This is a genomic window from Micromonospora sp. AKA38, from assembly GCF_027925725.1.
GTDB lineage: Bacteria > Actinomycetota > Actinomycetes > Mycobacteriales > Micromonosporaceae > Micromonospora.
Genome location: NZ_BNEI01000003.1, coordinates 1,458,507 through 1,477,827 on the forward strand (window position 1 = coordinate 1,458,507; position 19,321 = coordinate 1,477,827).

The 19,321-nt window shown below is 72.8% G+C and carries 22 protein-coding genes; 11 read left to right on the forward strand and 11 right to left on the reverse strand.

Features of this window, described 5'->3' with window-relative positions; all coding sequences use genetic code 11:
• Nucleotides 1–70: 70 nt before the first annotated feature.
• Nucleotides 71–1,180, reverse strand: a complete 1,110-nt coding sequence (ygfZ, locus tag TPA0908_RS15350; protein WP_281938384.1) for a CAF17-like 4Fe-4S cluster assembly/insertion protein YgfZ — start codon at nt 1,178–1,180, stop codon at nt 71–73.
• On the reverse strand, nt 1,177–1,608 hold the full coding sequence (locus TPA0908_RS15355; protein WP_281938386.1) for a Fur family transcriptional regulator: 432 nt from the start codon (nt 1,606–1,608) through the stop codon (nt 1,177–1,179). Before TPA0908_RS15355 ends, ygfZ begins: the two co-directional genes overlap by 4 nt.
• Before the next feature lie 137 nt (nt 1,609–1,745).
• Here TPA0908_RS15355 and TPA0908_RS15360 point away from each other — a divergent pair, with 137 nt between their 5' ends.
• Nucleotides 1,746–2,591 (forward strand): aminotransferase class IV, encoded by an 846-nt coding sequence (locus TPA0908_RS15360; protein ID WP_281938388.1) that lies wholly within the window; start codon nt 1,746–1,748, stop codon nt 2,589–2,591.
• A 71-nt stretch (nt 2,592–2,662) separates the two neighbouring features.
• Here TPA0908_RS15360 and TPA0908_RS15365 read toward each other — a convergent pair whose 3' ends face one another.
• Nucleotides 2,663–3,250 (reverse strand): heme-binding beta-barrel domain-containing protein, encoded by a 588-nt coding sequence (locus TPA0908_RS15365; protein ID WP_281938390.1) that lies wholly within the window; start codon nt 3,248–3,250, stop codon nt 2,663–2,665.
• 4 nt (nt 3,251–3,254) lie between these two features.
• Nucleotides 3,255–3,359: a small membrane protein MtfM gene (gene mtfM / locus TPA0908_RS15370; RefSeq protein ID WP_013288813.1), complete on the reverse strand. Its 105-nt coding sequence runs from the start codon at nt 3,357–3,359 to the stop codon at nt 3,255–3,257.
• A gap of 12 nt (nt 3,360–3,371) precedes the next feature.
• Here mtfM and TPA0908_RS15375 point away from each other — a divergent pair, with 12 nt between their 5' ends.
• The 3 genes from TPA0908_RS15375 (at nt 3,372) to TPA0908_RS15385 (ending at nt 6,262) form a co-directional block, all read left to right on the forward strand.
• Nucleotides 3,372–3,746 (forward strand): DsrE family protein, encoded by a 375-nt coding sequence (locus tag TPA0908_RS15375; protein ID WP_281938391.1) that lies wholly within the window; start codon nt 3,372–3,374, stop codon nt 3,744–3,746.
• Between the two features lie 78 nt (nt 3,747–3,824).
• Nucleotides 3,825–4,211, forward strand: a complete 387-nt coding sequence (locus tag TPA0908_RS15380; RefSeq protein ID WP_281938393.1) for an SCP2 sterol-binding domain-containing protein — start codon at nt 3,825–3,827, stop codon at nt 4,209–4,211.
• Nucleotides 4,208–6,262, forward strand: a complete 2,055-nt coding sequence (locus TPA0908_RS15385) for an amylo-alpha-1,6-glucosidase (RefSeq protein ID WP_281938395.1) — start codon at nt 4,208–4,210, stop codon at nt 6,260–6,262. Before TPA0908_RS15380 ends, TPA0908_RS15385 begins: the two co-directional genes overlap by 4 nt.
• Nucleotides 6,263–6,271: 9 nt before the next feature.
• On the opposite strand, the gene TPA0908_RS15390 is transcribed toward TPA0908_RS15385, so the two are convergent.
• The 6 genes from TPA0908_RS15390 to TPA0908_RS15410 all read right to left on the reverse strand — a co-directional run bounded on the left by TPA0908_RS15390 (nt 6,272) and on the right by TPA0908_RS15410 (nt 10,787).
• The gene (locus TPA0908_RS15390) at nt 6,272–7,135 is read right to left on the reverse strand and encodes a hypothetical protein (protein ID WP_281938397.1); all 864 of its coding nucleotides are present in this window, start codon (nt 7,133–7,135) and stop codon (nt 6,272–6,274) included.
• A 219-nt stretch (nt 7,136–7,354) separates the two neighbouring features.
• Nucleotides 7,355–7,687: a DUF1416 domain-containing protein gene (locus TPA0908_RS15395; RefSeq protein WP_281938399.1), complete on the reverse strand. Its 333-nt coding sequence runs from the start codon at nt 7,685–7,687 to the stop codon at nt 7,355–7,357.
• 1 nt (nt 7,688) lies between these two features.
• The gene (locus TPA0908_RS15400; protein ID WP_281938401.1) at nt 7,689–8,537 is read right to left on the reverse strand and encodes a sulfurtransferase; all 849 of its coding nucleotides are present in this window, start codon (nt 8,535–8,537) and stop codon (nt 7,689–7,691) included.
• Nucleotides 8,538–8,731: 194 nt separating this feature from the next.
• Complete coding sequence (locus TPA0908_RS31790; RefSeq protein ID WP_310503780.1) at nt 8,732–8,809, reverse strand: Ms5788A family Cys-rich leader peptide; 78 nt, start codon at nt 8,807–8,809, stop codon at nt 8,732–8,734.
• 60 nt (nt 8,810–8,869) lie between these two features.
• Nucleotides 8,870–9,652 carry an LmeA family phospholipid-binding protein gene (locus tag TPA0908_RS15405; RefSeq protein WP_281938403.1) on the reverse strand — a complete coding sequence of 261 codons (783 nt, stop codon included), beginning with the start codon at nt 9,650–9,652 and terminating at the stop codon, nt 8,870–8,872.
• An 82-nt stretch (nt 9,653–9,734) separates the two neighbouring features.
• The gene (locus TPA0908_RS15410; protein WP_281938404.1) at nt 9,735–10,787 is read right to left on the reverse strand and encodes a hypothetical protein; all 1,053 of its coding nucleotides are present in this window, start codon (nt 10,785–10,787) and stop codon (nt 9,735–9,737) included.
• A 244-nt stretch (nt 10,788–11,031) separates the two neighbouring features.
• On the opposite strand from TPA0908_RS15410, the gene TPA0908_RS15415 reads away from it, so the two are divergent.
• The 7 genes from TPA0908_RS15415 to pstB all read left to right on the forward strand — a co-directional run bounded on the left by TPA0908_RS15415 (nt 11,032) and on the right by pstB (nt 18,155).
• Nucleotides 11,032–11,751, forward strand: a complete 720-nt coding sequence (locus tag TPA0908_RS15415) for a winged helix-turn-helix transcriptional regulator (RefSeq protein WP_199199901.1) — start codon at nt 11,032–11,034, stop codon at nt 11,749–11,751.
• Nucleotides 11,752–11,893: 142 nt separating this feature from the next.
• Nucleotides 11,894–12,724, forward strand: a complete 831-nt coding sequence (locus TPA0908_RS15420; protein WP_281938407.1) for a polysaccharide deacetylase family protein — start codon at nt 11,894–11,896, stop codon at nt 12,722–12,724.
• A gap of 67 nt (nt 12,725–12,791) precedes the next feature.
• A complete protein-coding gene (gene mshD / locus TPA0908_RS15425) occupies nt 12,792–13,748 on the forward strand; it encodes a mycothiol synthase (protein ID WP_374709212.1) in 957 nt (318 codons plus the stop codon).
• A gap of 291 nt (nt 13,749–14,039) precedes the next feature.
• Complete coding sequence (pstS, locus tag TPA0908_RS15430; RefSeq protein ID WP_281938408.1) at nt 14,040–15,143, forward strand: phosphate ABC transporter substrate-binding protein PstS; 1,104 nt, start codon at nt 14,040–14,042, stop codon at nt 15,141–15,143.
• Between the two features lie 41 nt (nt 15,144–15,184).
• A complete protein-coding gene (gene pstC / locus TPA0908_RS15435) occupies nt 15,185–16,270 on the forward strand; it encodes a phosphate ABC transporter permease subunit PstC (RefSeq protein WP_281938409.1) in 1,086 nt (361 codons plus the stop codon).
• Complete coding sequence (pstA, locus tag TPA0908_RS15440) at nt 16,270–17,358, forward strand: phosphate ABC transporter permease PstA (RefSeq protein ID WP_281938410.1); 1,089 nt, start codon at nt 16,270–16,272, stop codon at nt 17,356–17,358. Before pstC ends, pstA begins: the two co-directional genes overlap by 1 nt.
• Before the next feature lie 20 nt (nt 17,359–17,378).
• Nucleotides 17,379–18,155: a phosphate ABC transporter ATP-binding protein PstB gene (pstB, locus tag TPA0908_RS15445; RefSeq protein WP_281938412.1), complete on the forward strand. Its 777-nt coding sequence runs from the start codon at nt 17,379–17,381 to the stop codon at nt 18,153–18,155.
• Between the two features lie 65 nt (nt 18,156–18,220).
• Here the strand turns inward: pstB and TPA0908_RS15450 are convergent, their stop codons facing one another.
• Entirely contained in the window at nt 18,221–19,048 is an 828-nt protein-coding gene (locus tag TPA0908_RS15450; protein WP_281938414.1) for an NUDIX hydrolase, read from the reverse strand.
• Between the last annotated feature and the right edge of the window lie 273 nt (nt 19,049–19,321).

Consider the following 19,321-nt stretch of genomic DNA (forward strand, 5'->3'; position numbering starts at 1 on the left):
GGATTTCCGGCGCGAGCGGCATCAAGAAGGGAACCTTTCTCTACCGGAGGCGTTAATAGGGGGCCCTTCCTTACACGTCGATGGCGGCGGCGGTGTCGCCCACCATCAGGCGGGCGTCGTCGGGGGTGTTGCGCTTGAGCACGGCGAGCGCGATCTGCCCCAGCTCGTAGTGGTGCACGGCGGTGCCGACGAAGCCGATCGTCCGGCCGTCCAGCGTGACCGGCGTGCCGGCGGACGGCGGCTGGTCGGTGGTCACGCCGTCCAGGTGCAGCAGTGCGAGCCGGCGCGGCGGCTTGCCCAGGTTGTGCACCCGGGCCACCGTCTCCTGCCCCCGGTAGCAGCCCTTGTCCAGGTGCACGGCCGGGGCGATCAGGTCCACCTCGGCGGGGATGGTGCGGTGGTCGGTGTCCACCCCGGCCCGGGCCCGCCGGGCGGCCACCCGGATCGCCTCGTACGCCCACAGCCCGGCCACCGGCACGCCCGCGCCACGCAGCCCGGCCACCACCTCGACCATGGCCGGACGCGGCACCAGCAGGTCGACGCCGAGCGCCACCCGCCGGGCCCAGCCGCCGGACGGCAGCGGCTTGACGTCGTACACCACGGAGGGCCGCGCGGGCAGCTCGCCGGAGCGGAACTTCGGACCCGGCACCCCGACCAGGTCGGGTGCGGCCAGGCCGGTGACGCCGAGCGTGCCGAGCGCGTCGACCGCCTCCGGCCCGACCAGCGAGAGCAGCGCGTGCTCAGGGGTCGCGTCGCGTGGGTCGACCTTGCTGAAGAAGCGCATCTTCTCCAGGTACGACAAAAGCCCGCCGGTCATCCCCGGCTCGGTGTCCAGCCAGGTGGTCTCGCCGTCCTCGGCGACCAGCGCGTGCTGCTCGACGTGCCCGTTCGGGGAGAGCACCAGCAGCTCGGTGCCCTGCCCGGGCGCCAGCGCGGCCAGGTGCTGGCTGGTCAGCGTGTGCAGCCAGCCGATCCGCTCCTCGCCGGGCACCGCGATGACGCCTCGGTGCGAGCGGTCGACCAGGCCGACGCCGGTGGCGAGGACGCGCTGTTCGCGCATCGGGTCGCCGTAGTGCGCGGCCACCGGCGCGACCCCGGCCGCCCGGTGAGCCGGCTCGGGCTGGTCCCGGGGCTCCTCGTCGATGGCGTCGGCGGCCACCGCGCCCGCGATGTCGATCATTTGCGTTCCCCGTCCTGTGCGCACCGGCCGCAGACCCCGAAGAGGGCCACGTGCCCGATGTCGACCTGAAATCCGCGCTGCCCGGCGAGCTGGTCGGCGAGCGGCCCGAGCATCTCCGGGGAGATCTCGTCGATCGCCCCGCACTCCCGGCACACCAGGTGCACGTGCTCGTGCTCGCCGGCCGCGTGATAGGTCGGCGAGCCGTGCGACAGGTGGGTGTGGGTCACCAGGCCGAGCCGTTCCAGCAGCTCCAGCGTGCGGTAGATGGTGGTGATGTTGACCCCGGCCGCCACCTCGCGGACCGCCGTGTGCACCTGCTCCGGGGTGGCGTGCCCCAGATCCAGGACGGCCTTCAGGACCAGCTGCCGCTGCGCCGTGAGCCGCAGCCCGCGCGAGCGGAGCAGTTCCGCGAGGGAGGATTCCGACACCCTCCGATCATAGTTCGGCCGCCGCGCCGGTCCCGGCCGCCGCCGGGGTACGCCGCTACGCTGCGCCGGTGGAGGGTGCTCGGCGGCAGCATGGCCGGCCTGATCGCCACCCGGGTGCTGAGCGAGGCGCGACCCGGGTGGCGGTGCCCGGCCGAGGGCTGGTCCCGGCCGGCGAGCCGGTGTTGCGCGGCGACGACCGGGGCGTCCTGCACGGCGACGGCCTGTTCGAGACGCTGCACCTGCGCGCCGGCCGGCCCTGGCTGCGCGACGCCCACCTGGCCCGGCTGCGGGCCGGCGCGGCGGCGATCGACCTACCGTTGCCGCCGGTCGAGGCGCTGGTGGAGCTGCTGGACGCGGTGCGGGTCGGCTGGCCGGCGGAGACCGAGGGCGCGTTGCGGCTGGTCTGCACGCGCGGGCCGGAGGACGACGGCCCGCCCACGGCGTACGCCACGCTCGGCGAGGTGCCGGCGGCGGTTCGGCGGGCCCGGCGGGACGGGGTGACGGTGGCCACCCTGCCGCTCGGCGTGGCCGCCCGGTCCCGCCCCGAGCTGGGCTGGCTGCCGGCCGGTGTGAAGTCCATCTCGTACGCGACGAGCACCGCGGCCCGACGGTGGGCGCGGCGCGCCGGCGTGGACGACGTGCTCTGGGTCTCGACGGACGGCTACGTGCTGGAGGCGCCCACCGCGAACGTGGTGTGGCTGACCGCCGGCACGCTGCTGACCGTGCCGGCGGCGGCGACCGGCGTGCTGCCCGGCGTGACCGCCCACCACCTGCTGGCAAGGGCCCCCGAGCTGGGCCTGACCGCGGCCGAGCACCTGCCCACCGTCGCCGACCTGTACAACGCCGAGGCGATCTGGCTGACCAGCTCCCTACGCGGCCCCACCGAGGTCAGGTCCCTGGACGGAACCCCCCGCCCCCGCTCCCCCCTGACCCCCCGCCTGCAGTCCCTCCTGGGCTTCCCCCACCCGCCCTTCCGGCGTTGATCAAGGAGTTCGCGTCGGAGTTGATCTCCTTGTTGACGCAAACCTCTTGATCAACGCGCCGGGAAAGGGGGTCAGCCGGCTACTCGGGTCAGGCGGGCGGAGAGGTGGGGGGTCAGGGGGTGGCCCATGGCGGCCATCTCCTGCGCGTAGAGCAGGGCGCCCTCCACGATGCCGAACAGGCGGGCGCCGGCGGTGACCTCCTTCGCGGTGGCCGTGCGGACCACCGCGTCGCTCGCGAACTCGATCTGGGTGCCCTTGCGCTTGCCGATGTGCAGCTCCATCACGCCGGTCGGCACGCTCATCAGCGCCTCGATCTCGTCGGTGACCCGCTCGCCGTCCAGCACCGGACGCCACCAGCCCACCTCGCGACCGGCCGGGCGGACCGGGCGGCTCTCCTCGTCCAGGAGCCACGCCCGGGACTCGTAGAACAGGAACGGCCGGCCGTCGTGGCTGATCCGGATCTCCTGCGCGTAGTCGAAGTCCTCGATCGTCGGGAACCCGCCCCGGCCCCGGCCGCGCCACACCCCGATGTACGGCAGCAGCCCGTCCAGGCTCGGGTGCAGCTTGGGACCGACGCGCAGGTCGTGGCTCTCCTCGTACGGGTACTCCTCGACCGGCGGCGCGTTCAGCCATGGCGGCTGGAGCGGATTCTCACTCACGGTTTCACCACTTACCTCTTGCTATCCGGACTGCGACGTAGACCAGACCGCCGGCGAGCGCGCCCAGACCGGCGACCAGCAGGCTGACGAACCCGATCTCGGTAACCATCCGGGCCATCCTATGCTGGGCGGCATGACGCGCACTCTCGTCGTCAAGGCCACCGCCGGCGCGGACGCCCCGGAGCGGTGCGCCCAGGCGTTCACCGTCGCCGCCACCGCGGCCGCGGCCGGTTTCGATGTGTCGCTCTGGCTGACCGGCGAGTCGACCTGGTTCGCGCTGCCCGGACGGGCGGAGTCGTTCGAGCTGCCGCACTCGGCGCCGCTGGGCGAGCTGCTGCACGTGGTGCTGGCCACCGGCCGGGTGACCGCCTGCACCCAGTGCGCAGCCCGGCGGGACATCGGCCCGGACGACGTGATCCCGGGCGTACGCATCGCGGGAGCGGCGGTCTTCGTCGAGGAGGCCGTCGCCGACGGCGCGCAGGCCCTGGTCTACTGACCCGCGCGCGGGGTCGTCCATTCTGACCGGTGCGCCGATCCTGACCCGATATGCCGGGACCCCGCCTACCATTCGGATGTGAGTGAGGCGATCGAACGGTTCTTCGCGTCGTTGCCGGCGCGCGCCCCCGCCGTGCTGCGCAGCCCGATCGGCGGCACGCTCCGGATCGACCTGGCCGACGGCAACCGCACCGAACACTGGTACGTGACGCTGGCGCCCGGGTCGGCCCGGGTGAGCCGGCAGGAGGAACCCCGCCCGCCCGACGCCGTGCTGACTGTCAGCACCGAACTCTTCGAGCGGCTGATCACCGGCCGGGAGGCCGGGATGGCGACGGTGCTGCGCAACGAGGCCACGTTCGGCGGGCACGTCGTGCTGTTCCTGGCGCTCCGACGCTTCCTGCCCGACCCGCCCGGCGTACGGGACCCGAGGGAGACCGCCCGCGAGCACGCCCGGCGGTCGGCGTGAAGGAACGGATCAGCATCCTCGACGGCAACACGTTCCTGGTCAGCGACCGGCGCGGCAACATCGAGCCGTCGTACGACTTTCCCACCGGGTTGTTCTCCTTCGACACCCGGTTCCTCTCCACCTGGATCCTCTCCCTGGACGGCCAACTGCTGCACGCGCTCTCCATCGACGACGCGCTGTCGTACAAGACGCGGTTCTTCATGGTCCCCGGCGAGCCGACGCACTACCTGGACGCCGACGTCTCGGTGATCCGCAGCCGCTCGATCGGCGGCAGCTTCGACGAGGAACTGACCCTGCTCAACCACTCCGGGCAGGAGAAGGAGTTCCGCCTCCGGCTCGACATCGCCTCCGACTTCGCCGACCTGTTCGAGATCAAGCACCAGCGGGAGAAGAAGGGCCGCACCACGCCCACCGTGGAGGAGGACGGGCTGCGGCTCACCTACCGGCGGCAGGGGTTCCACCGGGAGGCGAGGATCAGCAGCACCGCCCCGGCCGAGGTGGACCGGGGCGGGATGACGTTCCGCATCCGCATCGGGCCACACGGCGAGTGGACCACCCGACTGCACGTCGCCACCATGATCTACGGGGCCCGGGGCGAGGACATCCGGGCCACGCTGCCGCTGGGCGGCCACCGCTCGGTGGCGGCCATCGAGGCCGATCACCACGAGCTGATCGAGCGCGCGCCGACGCTGGGCTGCGACTGCGAGCCGCTGGCGGGCGCGTACCGGCGCAGCCTCGCCGACCTGGCCGCACTCCGGTACGAGTCGATCACGCTCGGCGTCCGGCTGGTCGCCGCCGGCCTGCCCTGGTTCATGACGCTGTTCGGCCGGGACAGCATCTTCACCTCGCTCCAGATCCTGCCGTTCCTTCCCGAGCTGATCCAGCCGACCATCCTCATGCTGGCCGGGCTCCAGGGCAGCCGGATCGACGACTTCCGCGACGAGGAACCCGGCAAGATCCTGCACGAGCTGCGCTACGGGGAGACCGCCGGTTTCGAGGAGCAGCCGCACTCGCCGTACTACGGCTCGGCCGACACCACCGCGCTCTTCGTGATCCTGCTCGACGAGTACGAGCGGTGGACCGGGGACGAGAAGCTGGCGCGGCAACTGGAGTACGAGACGCGGGCGGCGCTGGACTGGCTCGACACGTACGGAGACCTGCTCGGCACCGGTTACGTCTGGTACATGTCCCGCAACCCGGAGAGCGGGCTGCCGAACCAGTGCTGGAAGGACTCCCCGGACGGCATCTCCTACTCCGACGGCCGGCTGCCGGAGTTCCCGCGCGCCACCTGCGAACTACAGGGATACGCGTACGACGCCAAGCTGCGCGGCGCCCGGATGGCCCGCGAGTTGTGGGGCGACCCGGCGTACGCGGACCGGCTGGAACGCGAGGCGGCGGCGCTGAAGGAACGGTTCAACCGCGACTTCTGGATCCCGGAGCGGGAGTACTACGCGCTGGCGCTGGACCCGCAGGGGCGGCACGTGGACGCGCTCACCTCGAACATCGGCCACCTGTTGTGGAGCGGCATCGTCGACGAGTCCCGGGCGCCGGCGATCGCCGCCCACCTGCTCGGGCCGCGCCTCTTCTCCGGCTGGGGCGTGCGCACGCTCGCCGACGACCAGGGCCGGTACAACCCGATCGGCTACCACGTCGGCACGGTGTGGCCGTTCGACAACTCGATCATCGCGTGGGGCCTGTGGAAGTACGGCTTCCGCGAGGAGGCCGGCCGGATCTGCGAGGCGATGCTGGACGCGTCCCGGTACTTCGACGGGCGACTGCCCGAGGCGTTCGCCGGCTACGAGCGCGGCCTCACCGACTACCCGGTGGAGTACCCGACCGCGTGCAGCCCGCAGGCCTGGTCCGCCGGCACGCCGCTGCTGCTGCTGCGCGTCATGCTCGGGCTGGAGCCGCAGGGCGAACACCTGATCATCGACCCGGCCGTGCCGCCGGGGATGGGCCGGGTGGAGCTGCTCGACATCCCGGGCCGGTGGGGCCTGGTGGACGCGCTGGGCCGCAGCCGCACCCAGGACGACGAGAACCGGGGGCACTGACCGGCCGGATCAGGCTCGGCAGGGGCTGGTGACCGCCACCCGGACCCGCCCGTCGACACGCTCGGCCAGCACCGCCGGGTCACCCGGGCGGGCGTACCGGTCGGCGGAGTCCACCACCGGCGCGGCGCCGGCGCCGAACGCGGCGGCCAGCGGCTGGTCGGCCGCCACGGCGGCCTCGCCCCGGGCGGTCCGGGCCGTCCCACCACCCCGGCACGGCGCGGCCAGCACCTGGACCGCCCCGGTCGGGCCGCCCCAGCGGCCCAGCGCGCGGGTCAGCGCGGCCGACTCGGCGGCGGCGTCGACGGCCGGCGCCCGGTAGCCGTCACCGACCGGACGGCAGCCGGTGTCGGCGGTCAGCAACACCCGACCGGGCCCGCCGGAGCGGCCCTCGACCGCCACGAAGTCGCCGGCGTCGGCGCGTAGCAACGGCTCACCGTCGAACGTCGAGACGCCCGCCCGCCACTCCGGCGGCAGGCGGTCGGCCACCCCGCGCAGCAGGTCGCGGACGTCACCGTCGGCGGTCGCCACCTCGATACCGCGTTCCAGCGACGCCCCGGCGTCGATCGGCGTCACCCGGCAGCCCCGCTCCAGCCGGTCCGGCAGGAGCGCCGGCACCCCGGCCGACCCGATCGCGGCGGTCAACTCCCCGATCGCCCGATCCACCACCGGACCGGCCTGACTCAGCGAACGCTGCTCCTTGACGGTGGGCGGGTCGGTGCGCACCGACCACCAGGTCAGCCCCGCGAGCAGCACGGCCCAGACCACGGTGGCGACCAGCAGCCAGCGCTGCCGACGCCGGCCGGACGGCCGGTCGGGGGCCTGCTGGTCGGGTCGGGACGGCGGGGCGTACCCCGGCTGGACAGCACCGCTCACCGGGCCATGGTGTCACGCCCCCACGACCCGCCGACCGTGACCGGTCACCCCGACGTTCAGATCTTGGATCGAAACGGCCCCCACCGGGGCACTTTCGGTCCGGCACGGCTCGGGCCGGTCACCCCTGGGCGGGGCGACCGGCCCGAGCCGATGCGCGTGGTGCGGAGTGGTCAAGCGGGGCCCCCGCCTATACCGGAGGCGTCAACAGGGGGCCCCTCCTTACGCCTTCACGGTGACGGTGACCTCGTTGATGCCGCGGGCCGCCGTCACGGCCGTGTCGCCGTTGCCGTGCCGGGAGAGCGCCCGCAGCGTCCACGAGCCCGGCGCGGCGAAGAACCGGAACTGACCGGCCGGGGACGTCACCACCTCGGCGGTGAACTCGCCTGTCGAGTCGAGCAGCCGGACGTACGCGCCCGGCACCGCCTCGCCGGACTCGGCCAGCACCTGCCCGGTGATGACGGTTTCCTTCTCCAGGTCGAGGCTGGCCGGAAGCGGGGCGGCCTGGTCCGGCGCGGCGCAACCGGCAGCGGTGGAAGCGGTCGGAGCGGTCATGTCAGGCCTCCCCGGGCTCGTCGCCGAGCGCCACCGGCACGCCGACCAGCGAGCCGTACTCGGTCCAGGATCCGTCGTAGTTCTTCACGTTGCGGTGCCCGAGCAGCTCCTGGAGCACGAACCAGGTGTGCGAGGAGCGCTCGCCGATCCGGCAGTAGGCGATGGTCTCCCGGCCGTCGTCCAGCCCGGCGTCGGCGTAGATCTTGCGCAGCTCGTCGTCGGACTTGAACGTGCCGTCCTCGTTGGCCGCCTTGGACCACGGCACGCTGATCGCGGTCGGCACGTGGCCGGCGCGCTGCGCCTGCTCCTGCGGCAGGTGGGCCGGGGCGAGCAGCCGCCCGGCGTACTCGTCGGGGCTGCGCACGTCGACCAGGTTCTTGGTGCCGATGGCGTCGACCACCTCGTCGCGGAAGGCGCGGATGGAGGTGTCCGGCGCCTGCGCGACGTACTGCGTGGCCCGGCGGGTCACCGCGTCGGTGACCAGCGGACGCGCGTCCAGCTCCCACTTCTTGCGACCGCCGTCGAGCAGCTTGACGTCGCGGTGGCCGTAGAGCTTGAAGTACCAGTACGCGTACGCGGCGAACCAGTTGTTGTTGCCGCCGTAGAGGATGACGGTGTCGTCGTTGGCGATGCCCCGCTCGGAGAGCAGCTTCGCGAACTGCTCCTGGTTGACGAAGTCGCGGCGGACCTGGTCCTGGAGGTCGGTCTTCCAGTCGAGCTTGATGGCGCCGGCGATGTGGCCGGTGTCGTAGGCCGAGGTGTCCTCGTCGACCTCGACGAAGACGACGCCCGGGACGTCGAGATTCTTCTCGGCCCACTCGGCCGAGACGAGTGCGGTGTCGCGACTCATCAGATCACTCCCTGTGAGGATGGGTGGTGAGCCTGCGCGCGGAGATCGAAGCCGGTGGTAGTCGCACCACGCGCGGGACCCTGAGCTAGGAACGGATCACGGGTACGTGCGACGGCGCCGCTGCCGGGCGTTCGGGGGGTGAGAGGAAACCCTTGGTGCCGGTGGCCGCTAGGCGGCCGGAGACAGCCCCGCCGTCAGATGACGGGGCGACACAGGCAGGTGGCCACGCGGCACAGGTCGACCGCGCGCCGTTTGGTGAGGTGGGTCCCCATGGGAAGGCACACTACCAGCCGACCCGGCGTGTGCCACCGGGCCGACCAGCATGCGAGACGTCAGCGGGCGGAGTTGATCGGCACGTTCGCGGCGTCCGCGGTGACCACCAGGCCCTCCGGCCTCGGCTCCACCTTGCGGACGTTGAGCTGGAAGGGCAACTCCGGCAGTGGCACGTCGATCGAGATGCTCCGGGCGTAGTTGGCCAGCAGCGTCCGCGCCAGCGCCACGTTCGGCAGGCCGTCGGCGGTGAGGTCGCTGAAGCGCAGCGCCACCTTGCCGTCGGCCACCGTCACGGCGGCGGTGCCGTTGACGGTCAGCTTGACGCCGAGGATGTCCACCGGGGCGGTGACCGCCAGCTTGCCGTCCCGCTCGCCGAGCGTCAGGCCGGGCCGCTTCAGCAGCTTGGCCAGGCTGTCGTAGGTGACGGTGCCCCGCCCGTCGACGCGCTCGGCCACCACGTCGCCCCGGCCGGAGCGGATCGTGTCCAGCGACGCGGTCACGTCGCGGGCGTCCACGTCCAGCCGCGGCACGTCGACCGTGTCGCCCTGCACGCTGCCCTTGACGTCGGTCAACTGGATGGAGATGCGCTCGTACTTTCCGGCGAGCACCTGGTTGAGGAACGGGAAGCCGCCCACCTCGACCTTGGGCGCGGCGGACTGGGCGTCCTGCTTGGCGACCTCCTGCCGCACCTGGTCGGCGATCGCCCGCTCGGCCACTCCGGCGGCCACCCGGTCGGCGACGACCAGCAACCCGGCGAGCACCAACAGCAGCACGAGGAAACCGATCAGCGCCTTCCGACCCCGGCGACGGGGCCGGCCCTCCGCCGGGTACGCCTCTGCCACGCCGCCTCCAGTCCTCGCCGCCGTCACCGCGCCTCGCGGCGCAACCGTACTTACCCGGGGCGAGCTTCCCGCAACCGGGCGCTCAGAGGAAGAGCACGCACATGGCGTACGCGGCCGGCGCGGCCAGCGCGAAGCCGCCCAGCGGCCCCTGCATGTGCCGGGCCGCCCACATGGTCGGCGCCTCCCCCGCCATCAGCCGGCCCGCCTCGGCGTACCCGACGGCGAGGTCGGCCAGCACGGCGGTGGCGGCGGTGACCACGCCGACCAGCGCGGCGCTGGTCGGGGTGAAGCCGACCAGGTAGCTGCCGAGCAGGGCGCTGGTAAGCGTGCCGAGCATGGCGCCCGCCACCACGCCGGCCGCGCCGCGCGGCACCTGGGGGGCGAGCCGGGGCCACGGGGCCACCGCGTCGGTCAGCCGGGCCACCAGCAGGGCCACCCCGGCGGCGGTGAGGCAGACCGTGATCGCCTGGGTGCCCTTGGGGATCCGGCTGAGCACGATGAGCGAGGCGAAGGCGACCACCCCGACCACGATGAGCAGGGTGCCGCCCAGCGAGTCGGTCACCCGGACCCGGTCCACCCGGCGGACGAGCTGGCCCAGCACGCCGAGCACGAGGCCGGCCACCGCGGCGTACCCGAGGGGGGCCAGGCCGGCGACGTCCGCCCGTACGGCGGCGACGTCGGCGATCGCCGCGGTGCCGGCGCTGACCAGCGCGACGACCAGCAGCGCGGGCGGTCGCATGGCCATCGTCCAGGCGAGCACGTAGAGCAGTTGGACGCCGAAGATGATGGCCGCGAACGGCAGCCGATGGCCCGGGCCGGCGGTCTGCGCGCCGAGCACCAGGCCGACGCCGAGCAGCGCGGCGAAGCCGGCCACGGTGAGCGCCAGCGGCCGGCGGAACTCCACCGGCGGCACCTCGTCCTCGGGCGCCTCGTCGGGGGCGTCGTCGGGGCGCCGGCTCGGGCCGCCCTTGCGGAGCCGACGGGGGCCCTTCCGCTCCCGCTGCTCCGCCTCCTCCGCACCCGTCCCGGCGCGCGGGGCGGGCGGGTAGCCACGGGCCGGGCCGGACGGCCCGGAGGACGGGTCGTCGTCGGCCCACGGTTCACGACCGGCGTCGCGCGAGGTGGAGGGAAACACGCCCCGATCGTGCCAGACCCGGGCGGCCCGGCGGAGGTCACGGTTTCGGCAACGTTAAAACCTGCGCCGCGATCGAGGGCAGAAGGGGCAAACGGGAAAAGGCGCGAAGGTGACGGCCGGACCATCGGTTACGCTCAACCCGTTACCCCGCCCGTCAGCGACGCCGGGACCCACGCAAGTTCACAGCGCCGCCCCCACCCGGGCGTGCCGCTGGTCGCGCGGCCGAAGGGCCGCCGGGACGGAGGTGATCGTGGAGCTCCTGCTGCTCGTGACCGCACGGGCCGGCGAGCCGTCGGCGGTGTTGCCGGCACTCGACCTGCTACCGCACTCGGTGCGCACCGCACCCCGTGACGTCCGCACGCTGGTCTCCGGCCCGACGCCGGACGCCGTCCTGGTGGACGCCCGCTCCGAGCTGAGCGAGGCGCGGGCCACCTGTCGCATGCTGCACGCCACCGGGCTCGGGGTGCCGCTTGTCGCGGTGGTCACCGAGGCCGGCCTGATCGCGCTGAACGCCGACTGGGGCGTGGACGACGTGATCCTCGCCGGAGCCGGCCCGGCCGAGGTGGAGGCACGGCTGCGGCTCGCGGTCGGCCGGCTGAACAACGCCGTGGCGGGCGCCGGCGGCTCGATCCGGGCCGGCGAGCTGAACATCGACCCGGACACGTACGCCGCCAAGCTGAAGGGCCGGCCGCTCGACCTGACCTACAAGGAGTTCGAGCTGTTGAAGTTCCTCGCCCAGCACCCGGGGCGGGTGTTCACCCGGGACCAGTTGCTGCGTGAGGTCTGGGGCTACGACTACTTCGGCGGCACCCGCACGGTCGACGTGCACGTCCGGCGACTGCGCGCGAAGCTCGGCTCGGAGTACGAGTCGATGATCGGCACGGTCCGCCAGGTCGGCTACAAGTTCGTCGTGCCGCCGTCGCGCTCGCTGCCGGAGTCGGAGCCCGCCCCGCTGCCGGTCTGACCACCACCCTCCGGGGGGCATTTTCCTTATATGCCCTATTTGAGCACTGAGCCGCTCATATCCTGACTGCCGGATTGGTCAGGTTGAGGGGGGCCACGGTGCGCGCGGTGACCACGGGGGCGGCGAACGGCCGGTACCACTGATGTCCGGCTCGACGCTCAAAGCGGTGGCGGTGGTGACGGCGGTGCTCATCGGGCTGCTGGCCTCGGCGTACGCGCTGGGCCGCAGCCTGGTGCCGCAGCGGCATCCGACCGCCACCGGCGTGACCACCTCCGCCAACGCCCCGCACTACGCCGACCAGCCGCCGGACACCGGCCGGCCGAGCCCGGACGCCACCGCGAGCGCGCCGGCCGCCACCGGCGACGGCGACGGCCCGTACGGCGCGCACGTCACCACCGGCTCGTCCCGGGTCGCGTTGACCTTCGACGACGGCCCCGACCCCCGGTGGACGCCACAGGTGCTCGCCCTGCTTAGCCAGTACGGCGTCAAGGCCACGTTCTGCGTCGTCGGCGAGAACGCGGAGAGCTACCCCGACCTGGTCCGCTCCATCGCGGCCGAGGGGCACACGCTGTGCAACCACTCCTGGAAGCACGACGTCAACCTGGGCCGGCGCACCCCGGAGACGATCCGGGCGGACCTGACCCGCACCAACGACGCGATCCTGGCCGCCGCGCCGGGCGCCCGGATCGCGTACTACCGCCAGCCGGGCGGCGCCTGGACCGGCCCGGTGGCGTCGACCTGCGCGGAGCTGGGCCTCACGCCGCTGCACTGGAGCGTCGACCCGTCGGACTGGCGGGCGCCGGGAGCGGCGACCGTGGCCGCACGGATCCGCGCGCAGATCGCGCCCGGCGCGATCGTGCTCATGCACGACGCGGGTGGGGACCGCTCCGGCACGGTCGCGGCGTTGCAGCAGCTCCTGCCCGAACTGCTCGCGCGGTACGAGCTGGAACCGCTGCCCACCCGCGTCCCGTGACGAGCGCCACCGCACGCCGTCGCCGCTCACCGGGAACGACCGCCCGCCGGCCGCTACCGTGACGGGGGTGAGCAGCACCGAGCCGACCAGCGGTCCCGTATCCGAGACAGCGACCCCGACCGGCCCTGTCACCTCCACCGACCGGCTGACCTCGGCCGAGGTCGCCGACGTGCTGGCGCTGGCAGGCGCGGCCGGCGACACCGACGGCGCCGATCCGCTCGACGAGCACGTGCTGCTGCGGCTGCGCGACCCGGCGGCGCCGGCCGTGCACCTCACCGCCCGCGCCGCCGACGGCACCCTGACCGGGTACGCGCACCTGGACACCACCGCCCCGGCCGAGGGCGTCGGGGTGGAGCTGGTGGTGCACCCGGCGCACCGGCGGCGGGGCACCGGCCGGGCGCTGGCCCGCGGCGTACTGACCGCCGCCACCGGGCCGCTGCGCGCCTGGGCGCACGGTGACCACCCGTCCGCCGCCGCGCTCGCGGTCGACCTCGGCTTCACCCGGGCCCGGGTGCTCTGGCAGCTCCGCCGCCCGCTGACCGAGGCGGTGCCCACGCCGGCCCTGCCGGAGGGTGTGGAGCTGCGCGCGTTCCGCCCCGGGGAGGACGACGAGAACTGGCTGGCGGTCAACAACGCGGCGTTCGCCCAGCATCCCGAGCAGGGTCGGTGGACGCTCGACGACCTGCGCGTACGCCTCGCCGAACCGTGGTTCGACCCGGCCGGCTTCCTGCTCGCGGTGGACGCCGCCACCGGCCGGCTGCTCGGCTTCCACTGGACCAAGGTGCACGAGCGGCCCGGCTCGGCCCGGATCGGCGAGGTCTACGTGCTCGGCGTCGACCCGTCCGTGCACCGGGGCGGGCTCGGCCGGGCACTCACCGCCGCCGGCCTGGCCCACCTGCGCGAGCAGCGCGGGCTGGACCGGGTGATGCTCTACGTCGACGAGAGCAACACCGGCGCCGTCTCGCTCTACGAGCGGACCGGTTTCGCCCGCTGGTCCGCGCACGTCAACTACCAGCGCGGCTGAGCACCGACAGGGCGCCGAGCGGCGGTCACGGGAGCATCACGCCAGGGGCTCGGCGCGATAACGGCCGCCCGGATAAATCACGCTAAAAGCGATAGCAGGTCGCGAGTTCACGAAATGGACAGGCCCACCTCAGCGGACGGCCATCTCGCTGGCCGGACGTGTTCATCCCGCGTTCACTTCCGACCGGCGAACCGTCCACCTGGTCCTCCTAACTTTCACGTCAAGCCGGTCAGCGCCGGCCCCCGGCAACCCCGGGCGACCTGACCAAAGACGTGAAGGGAAACCCCTCAAGTGAAGCTCCAGCGGCACGGCGCCATCGCCTGTCTCGCTCTTACCGCGGTTCTCGGTCTCAGCGCCTGCGGCTCGGACAACAACGAGCCGGCCGGCGCGTCCGCCTCCGGCTCCGCCGCCGCCGTCGACTGCGGCAAGGGCACGCTGAACGCGCAGGGCTCCTCCGCGCAGAAGAACGCCATGGCCGAGTGGATCAAGGCGTACCAGCAGAAGTGCGCGGGCACCACGATCAACTACGAGCCGAGCGGCTCCGGCGCCGGCATCCAGGCGTTCATCGCCGGCACCGCCGACTTCGCCGGCTCCGACTCCGCGCTCAAGCCGGAGGAGCAGCCGCAGGCCGACGCCAAGTGCGCCGGCGGCCAGGCCCTCAACCTGCCGATGGTGATCGGCCCGGTCGCGGTCGTCTACAACGTCAGCGGCGCGGACAACCTCCAGTTCAGCCCGGCCACCCTGGCCAAGATCTTCGCCGGCAAGGTCACCAAGTGGGACGACCCGGCGATCAAGGCCGACAACCCGGACGCCAAGCTGCCGTCGGCCGCGATCCAGGCGGTGCACCGCTCCGACGAGTCGGGCACCACCGACAACTTCACCAAGTACCTCGCCAAGACCGCCGCGTCCGACTGGACCTTCGAGAACTCGAAGGCGTGGAAGGCCCCGGGCGGCGTCGGCGCGGCCAAGTCCGACGGTGTGGCCAGCAAGGTCAAGAGCACCGACGGCACCATCAGCTACGTCGAGTGGTCGTACGCCGAGAACTCCGGCCTGAAGATGGCCAAGGTCAAGAACGGCGCCGGTGAGTTCACCGAGCTGACCGCCGAGTCGGCCGGCAAGACCATCGCCGGGGCCAAGTTCGAGGGCCAGGGCAACGACCTCAAGATGTCGATCGACTACAACACCAAGGAGGCCGGGGCGTACCCGATCGTCCTGGCGACCTACGAGATCGTCTGCAGCAAGGGCCTCGCCGCCGACAAGCTCCCGCTGGTCAAGGGCCTGCTCGGCCACGCGGCCAGCGCGGAGGGCCAGCAGGAGCTGGTCGAGCTGGGCTACGCCCCGCTCCCCGACGAGGTCCGCACCAAGGTCGAGGCCGCGGTCAAGAGCCTCTCCTGACGCCCTGATCGACACCACCTCAACGCGAAACGAGCGAGCAGATGGGTGACACCCCTCAGCGCTCGGCGCACGCCGGCACCGGCGGGACCCCCGTGGCCACGAGCCACGAGCGGCCCGCCGGTGCCTCGGCGCGTGTGGCCGAGCGCTCCGGCAACCCTGGCCGCCCCGACGGCGGCCTCGGCGGGGGCGGCGGCCTGCCCCGCGCCCGCGCCTTCGGCGCGGAACGGGCGTTCCGTGGCCTGACCCTGGCCGCCGGCAGCACCGTACTGATCGTCATCGCGGCCATCGCGATCTTCCTGATCGCGAAGGCCGTACCGGCGCTGCGGGCCAACACCGAGTCGTTCTGGACCTTCGAGGGCTGGTTCCCGAACGACAACCCGCCGAAGTTCGGCATCGGCGCGCTCGCCTTCGGCACCGTCCTGAGCTCGCTGCTGGCGCTGCTCGTGGCCGTGCCCGTCGCGCTGGGCATCGCCCTCTACCTGTCGCACTACGCCCCGCGCCGGCTCGGCAACAGCCTGGGCTTCCTGATCGACCTGCTGGCCGCCGTGCCGAGCGTGGTGTTCGGCCTCTGGGGCCGGGACTACTTCGCCGGCCCGGTCGCCGACCTCTCCGTCTGGCTGAACAAGTACTTCGGCTGGATCCCGATCTTCGGCGAGGGCCCGTACGGCAGCTCGATCCTGCTCGGCTCCGTGGTGCTGGCGATCATGGTGCTGCCGATCGTCACCTCGCTCTCCCGCGAGGTGTTCCGGCAGACCCCGACCGCCAACGAGGAGGCCGCGCTCGCGCTCGGCGCCACCCGCTGGGAGATGATCCGCACCGCGGTCCTGCCGTACGGCCGGCCGGGTGTCATCGCCGCGGTGATGCTGGGCCTCGGCCGGGCGCTCGGCGAGACCATCGCGCTGGCGCTGACGCTCGGCTCGACGTACGCCATCTCGTTCAACATCCTCGAAGCCGGCGGCAACTCGATCGCCGCGAACATCGCCAACCGCTTCGGCGAGGCGAACGACACCGGCCGCGGCGCGCTGATCGCCTCCGGCCTGGTGCTGTTCGCGATCACGCTGATCGTCAACATCACCGCGCGGGCGATCATCTACCGTCGCCGCGAGTTCACGGAGTCGGCTGCCTGATGACCACCACACTCCCCACCCACCGCCCGCGCCCGCCGGCCCAGCCGGCCACGCTGCGGGCGAGGCGGCTTCCCGCGTACGCCGCGCCCGCCATCGCCGTCGCGGCGCTGCTGCTGTCGGCGGGCCTCGTCTACGGCGCCGGCATCGGCGGTCCGGTCCTGGTCGTGGTGGTCGGCGCGCTGCTCTACCTGGCCGGTCTCTTCGTCGCGGCGAACGCGGTGGAGGGCCGCCGGTCGGCCCGCGACCGAACCTGGAGCGCGCTGATCCACTCCGCGTTCGTGCTGGCCGTGCTGCCGCTGGCGTCGGTGGTCTGGACGCTGGTGAGCAAGGGTTCCGAGCGGCTGGACGCGAACTTCTTCGGCACCTCGATGAACAACATCGGGGCGCGGGACGCCAACGGCGGCGCCTACCACGCGATCATCGGCACGCTGGAGCAGGTCGGCATCGCCGCGCTGATCACCGTGCCGCTCGGCGTGCTCTGTGCGATCTACATCGTCGAGTACGGCCGCGGCCGGTTCGCGTTCACCATCCGCTTCTTCGTGGACGTGATGACCGGCATCCCGTCGATCGTCACCGGCCTGTTCGTGCTGGCGTTCTGGGTGCTGATCGTCTCGCCGTGGTTCAACGACGGCCGGCCGGGCTTCTCCGGCTTCGCCGCCGCGCTGGCGTTGAGCGTGCTCATGCTGCCCACCGTGGTCCGCTCCACGGAGGAGATGCTCCGGCTGGTGCCGGCGCCGCTGCGCGAGGGCGCGTACGCGCTCGGCGTGCCGAAGTGGAAGACCATCCTGCGGGTCGTGCTGCCGACCGCGCTGCCCGGCATCGTCACCGGCATCATGCTCGCCATCGCGCGGGCCGCCGGCGAGACCGCGCCGGTGCTGCTCGTCGCCGGCGGCGGCGCGGCGATCAACTTCAACCCGTTCGAGAACAACCAGTCGTCGCTGGCCCTCTTCGTCTACCAGCAGGCCGGCGAGGCGTCGAAGTACTCGCCGGCGCGGGCGTGGACCGCGGCGTTGACCCTGGTCGCGCTGGTGCTCGTCCTGACCGTCGCGGCGAAGCTGCTGGCCCGTCGAAACCGGCTCGGCCGATGAACCCCGGAGGTACCGCCACCATGGCCAAGCGCGTCGAAGCCTCGAACGTCACCGCCTACTACGGCGGGTTCAAGGCGATCGAGAACATCAACCTCACCGTCGAGCCGAAGACCGTGACCGCCCTGATCGGCCCGTCCGGCTGCGGTAAGTCGACGTTCCTGCGGTCGATCAACCGGATGCACGAGGTGCTCCCCGGCGCCCGGGTCGAGGGCAACCTGACCATCGACGGGCAGGACGTCTACGACCGCGACGTGGACGTCACCGCGGTCCGCCGGATGATCGGCATGGTCTTCCAGCGACCGAACCCGTTCCCCACCATGAGCATCTTCGAGAACGTGGTGGCCGGGCTGAAGCTCAACGGCGTACGCCGCAAGTCGATCCTGGAGGAGGCGGCCGAGAGGGCGCTCCGCTCGGCCAACCTCTGGGACGAGGTGAAGGACCGGTTGGGCAAGCCCGGCGCCGGCCTCTCCGGCGGCCAGCAGCAGCGGCTCTGTATCGCCCGGACCATCGCGGTCGAGCCGCAGGTGGTGCTGATGGACGAGCCGTGCTCGGCGCTGGACCCCATCTCCACGCTGGCCATCGAGGACCTGATGTTCCAGCTCAAGGACAAGTTCACCATCATCATCGTCACGCACAACATGCAGCAGGCCGCGCGGGTGTCGGACCGCACCGCGTTCTTCTCGATCGAGAAGACCGGCGACCCGGGCCGCCTGATCGAGTACGACAACACCCAGAAGATCTTCAGCAACCCCACCCAGAAGAAGACCGAGGACTACATCACCGGCCGCTTCGGCTGAGGTGCAAGGCGGGGCCCCCTGTTAACGCATTGCGCATAGGAAGGGGCCCCGCTCAACAACCACGCTCAGCGCAACACGAAGCGCGGCTCGGCGCCGTCCAGGCCCTCGATGTGCGGCACGATCGGCGTACCCGGGTCGCGTCCCGCCGCGGCGCGCGCCACGCCCGCGAGGTCGCCGGCGGCGGCGATCTCGCCCAGCGTGACCATGGTCGGCGGCAGCATGGTCAGCTCGCCCGCCTCCGCCCGGGCCAGCGCGTCCGCCGGGCGGAGCCACAGCGTGTGGTCGGCCTCGCCGGAGACGTCCCGGGTCCGCTGCCCCTCGGGCAGCAGGGCGACGAAGAAGTACGTGTCGAAGCGGCGCGGCTCGAACTCCGGCGTGATCCACCGGGTCCACGGCAGCAGCAGGTCCGACCGGAGCGTGAGCCCGCGCCCGGCCAGCAGGTCGGCGAAGCCGGTACGTCGACCCACCAGGTCCTGCCGGGCGGCCTCCCAGTCGTCGCCGCTGACGTCACCGACCACGGTCGCCTCGTCCGGGCCGGCCAGCAGCACGCCCGCCTCCTCGAAGACCTCGCGGGCGGCGGCGCAGACCACCGCCTGCGCGTCCGCCGGGTCGAGCCGGAACCGCTCACCCCAGGCCGCCGGTGTCGGCCCGGCCCAGCCGAGGTGCGCCTCCGAGTCGGACCGGTCCACCCCGCCACCGGGAAACGCGTACATCCCGCCGAACGTCATCGCCGCCACCCGCCGGATCAGGTAGACCTCGAAGTCGTCGCCGGCCGGGCGCAGCAGCAGCACGGTGGCCGCGACCCGGGGCACCGCGGGCTCGCCACCCTCGGCATGGAACCGGCGGGCGTGCTCCACCAGGGCGGGGGGTGCGGCGAAGCCGTCGATCGTCATGCGCCGAGCCTAGTTCCCGGTCCGGCAGCTCGACCGGGTCGGCTCCCGCCCTCGTCGTCGCGCTAAGTGACGGCTTCTCCCCCGCCCACCACATCGCTCGCCGCCTTTGCTCTGCAGCCAATCGCGCATCAGCGACCGGCAGTGACCGCTGCGTCGACGGCTGCAGAGCAAAGGCGGCGGAGGGGACCACCGACACCGGGGCACAGAGGGAGGGTTATGTCCGGTATGAGTCTTCCATGCACATCGGCCCCACACCACTAGGGTCGACAGCCA

Bases quoted from the DNA above. Each gene is read 5' to 3' on its own strand.
- pstC (WP_281938409.1), top strand. From the start codon at position 15,185: ATGGGTGACACCCCTCAGCGCTCGGCGCACGCCGGCACCGGCGGGACC.
- ygfZ (WP_281938384.1), bottom strand. From the start codon at position 1,180: ATGATCGACATCGCGGGCGCGGTGGCCGCCGACGCCATCGACGAGGAG.
- TPA0908_RS31790 (WP_310503780.1), bottom strand. From the start codon at position 8,809: ATGGGGACCCACCTCACCAAACGGCGCGCGGTCGACCTGTGCCGCGTG.
- TPA0908_RS15400 (WP_281938401.1), bottom strand. From the start codon at position 8,537: ATGAGTCGCGACACCGCACTCGTCTCGGCCGAGTGGGCCGAGAAGAAT.
- mtfM (WP_013288813.1), bottom strand. From the start codon at position 3,359: ATGGTTACCGAGATCGGGTTCGTCAGCCTGCTGGTCGCCGGTCTGGGC.
- TPA0908_RS15450 (WP_281938414.1), bottom strand. From the start codon at position 19,048: ATGACGATCGACGGCTTCGCCGCACCCCCCGCCCTGGTGGAGCACGCC.
- pstA (WP_281938410.1), top strand. From the start codon at position 16,270: ATGACCACCACACTCCCCACCCACCGCCCGCGCCCGCCGGCCCAGCCG.
- TPA0908_RS15375 (WP_281938391.1), top strand. From the start codon at position 3,372: ATGCTGGGCGGCATGACGCGCACTCTCGTCGTCAAGGCCACCGCCGGC.
- TPA0908_RS15420 (WP_281938407.1), top strand. From the start codon at position 11,894: ATGTCCGGCTCGACGCTCAAAGCGGTGGCGGTGGTGACGGCGGTGCTC.
- pstB (WP_281938412.1), top strand. From the start codon at position 17,379: ATGGCCAAGCGCGTCGAAGCCTCGAACGTCACCGCCTACTACGGCGGG.
- TPA0908_RS15395 (WP_281938399.1), bottom strand. From the start codon at position 7,687: ATGACCGCTCCGACCGCTTCCACCGCTGCCGGTTGCGCCGCGCCGGAC.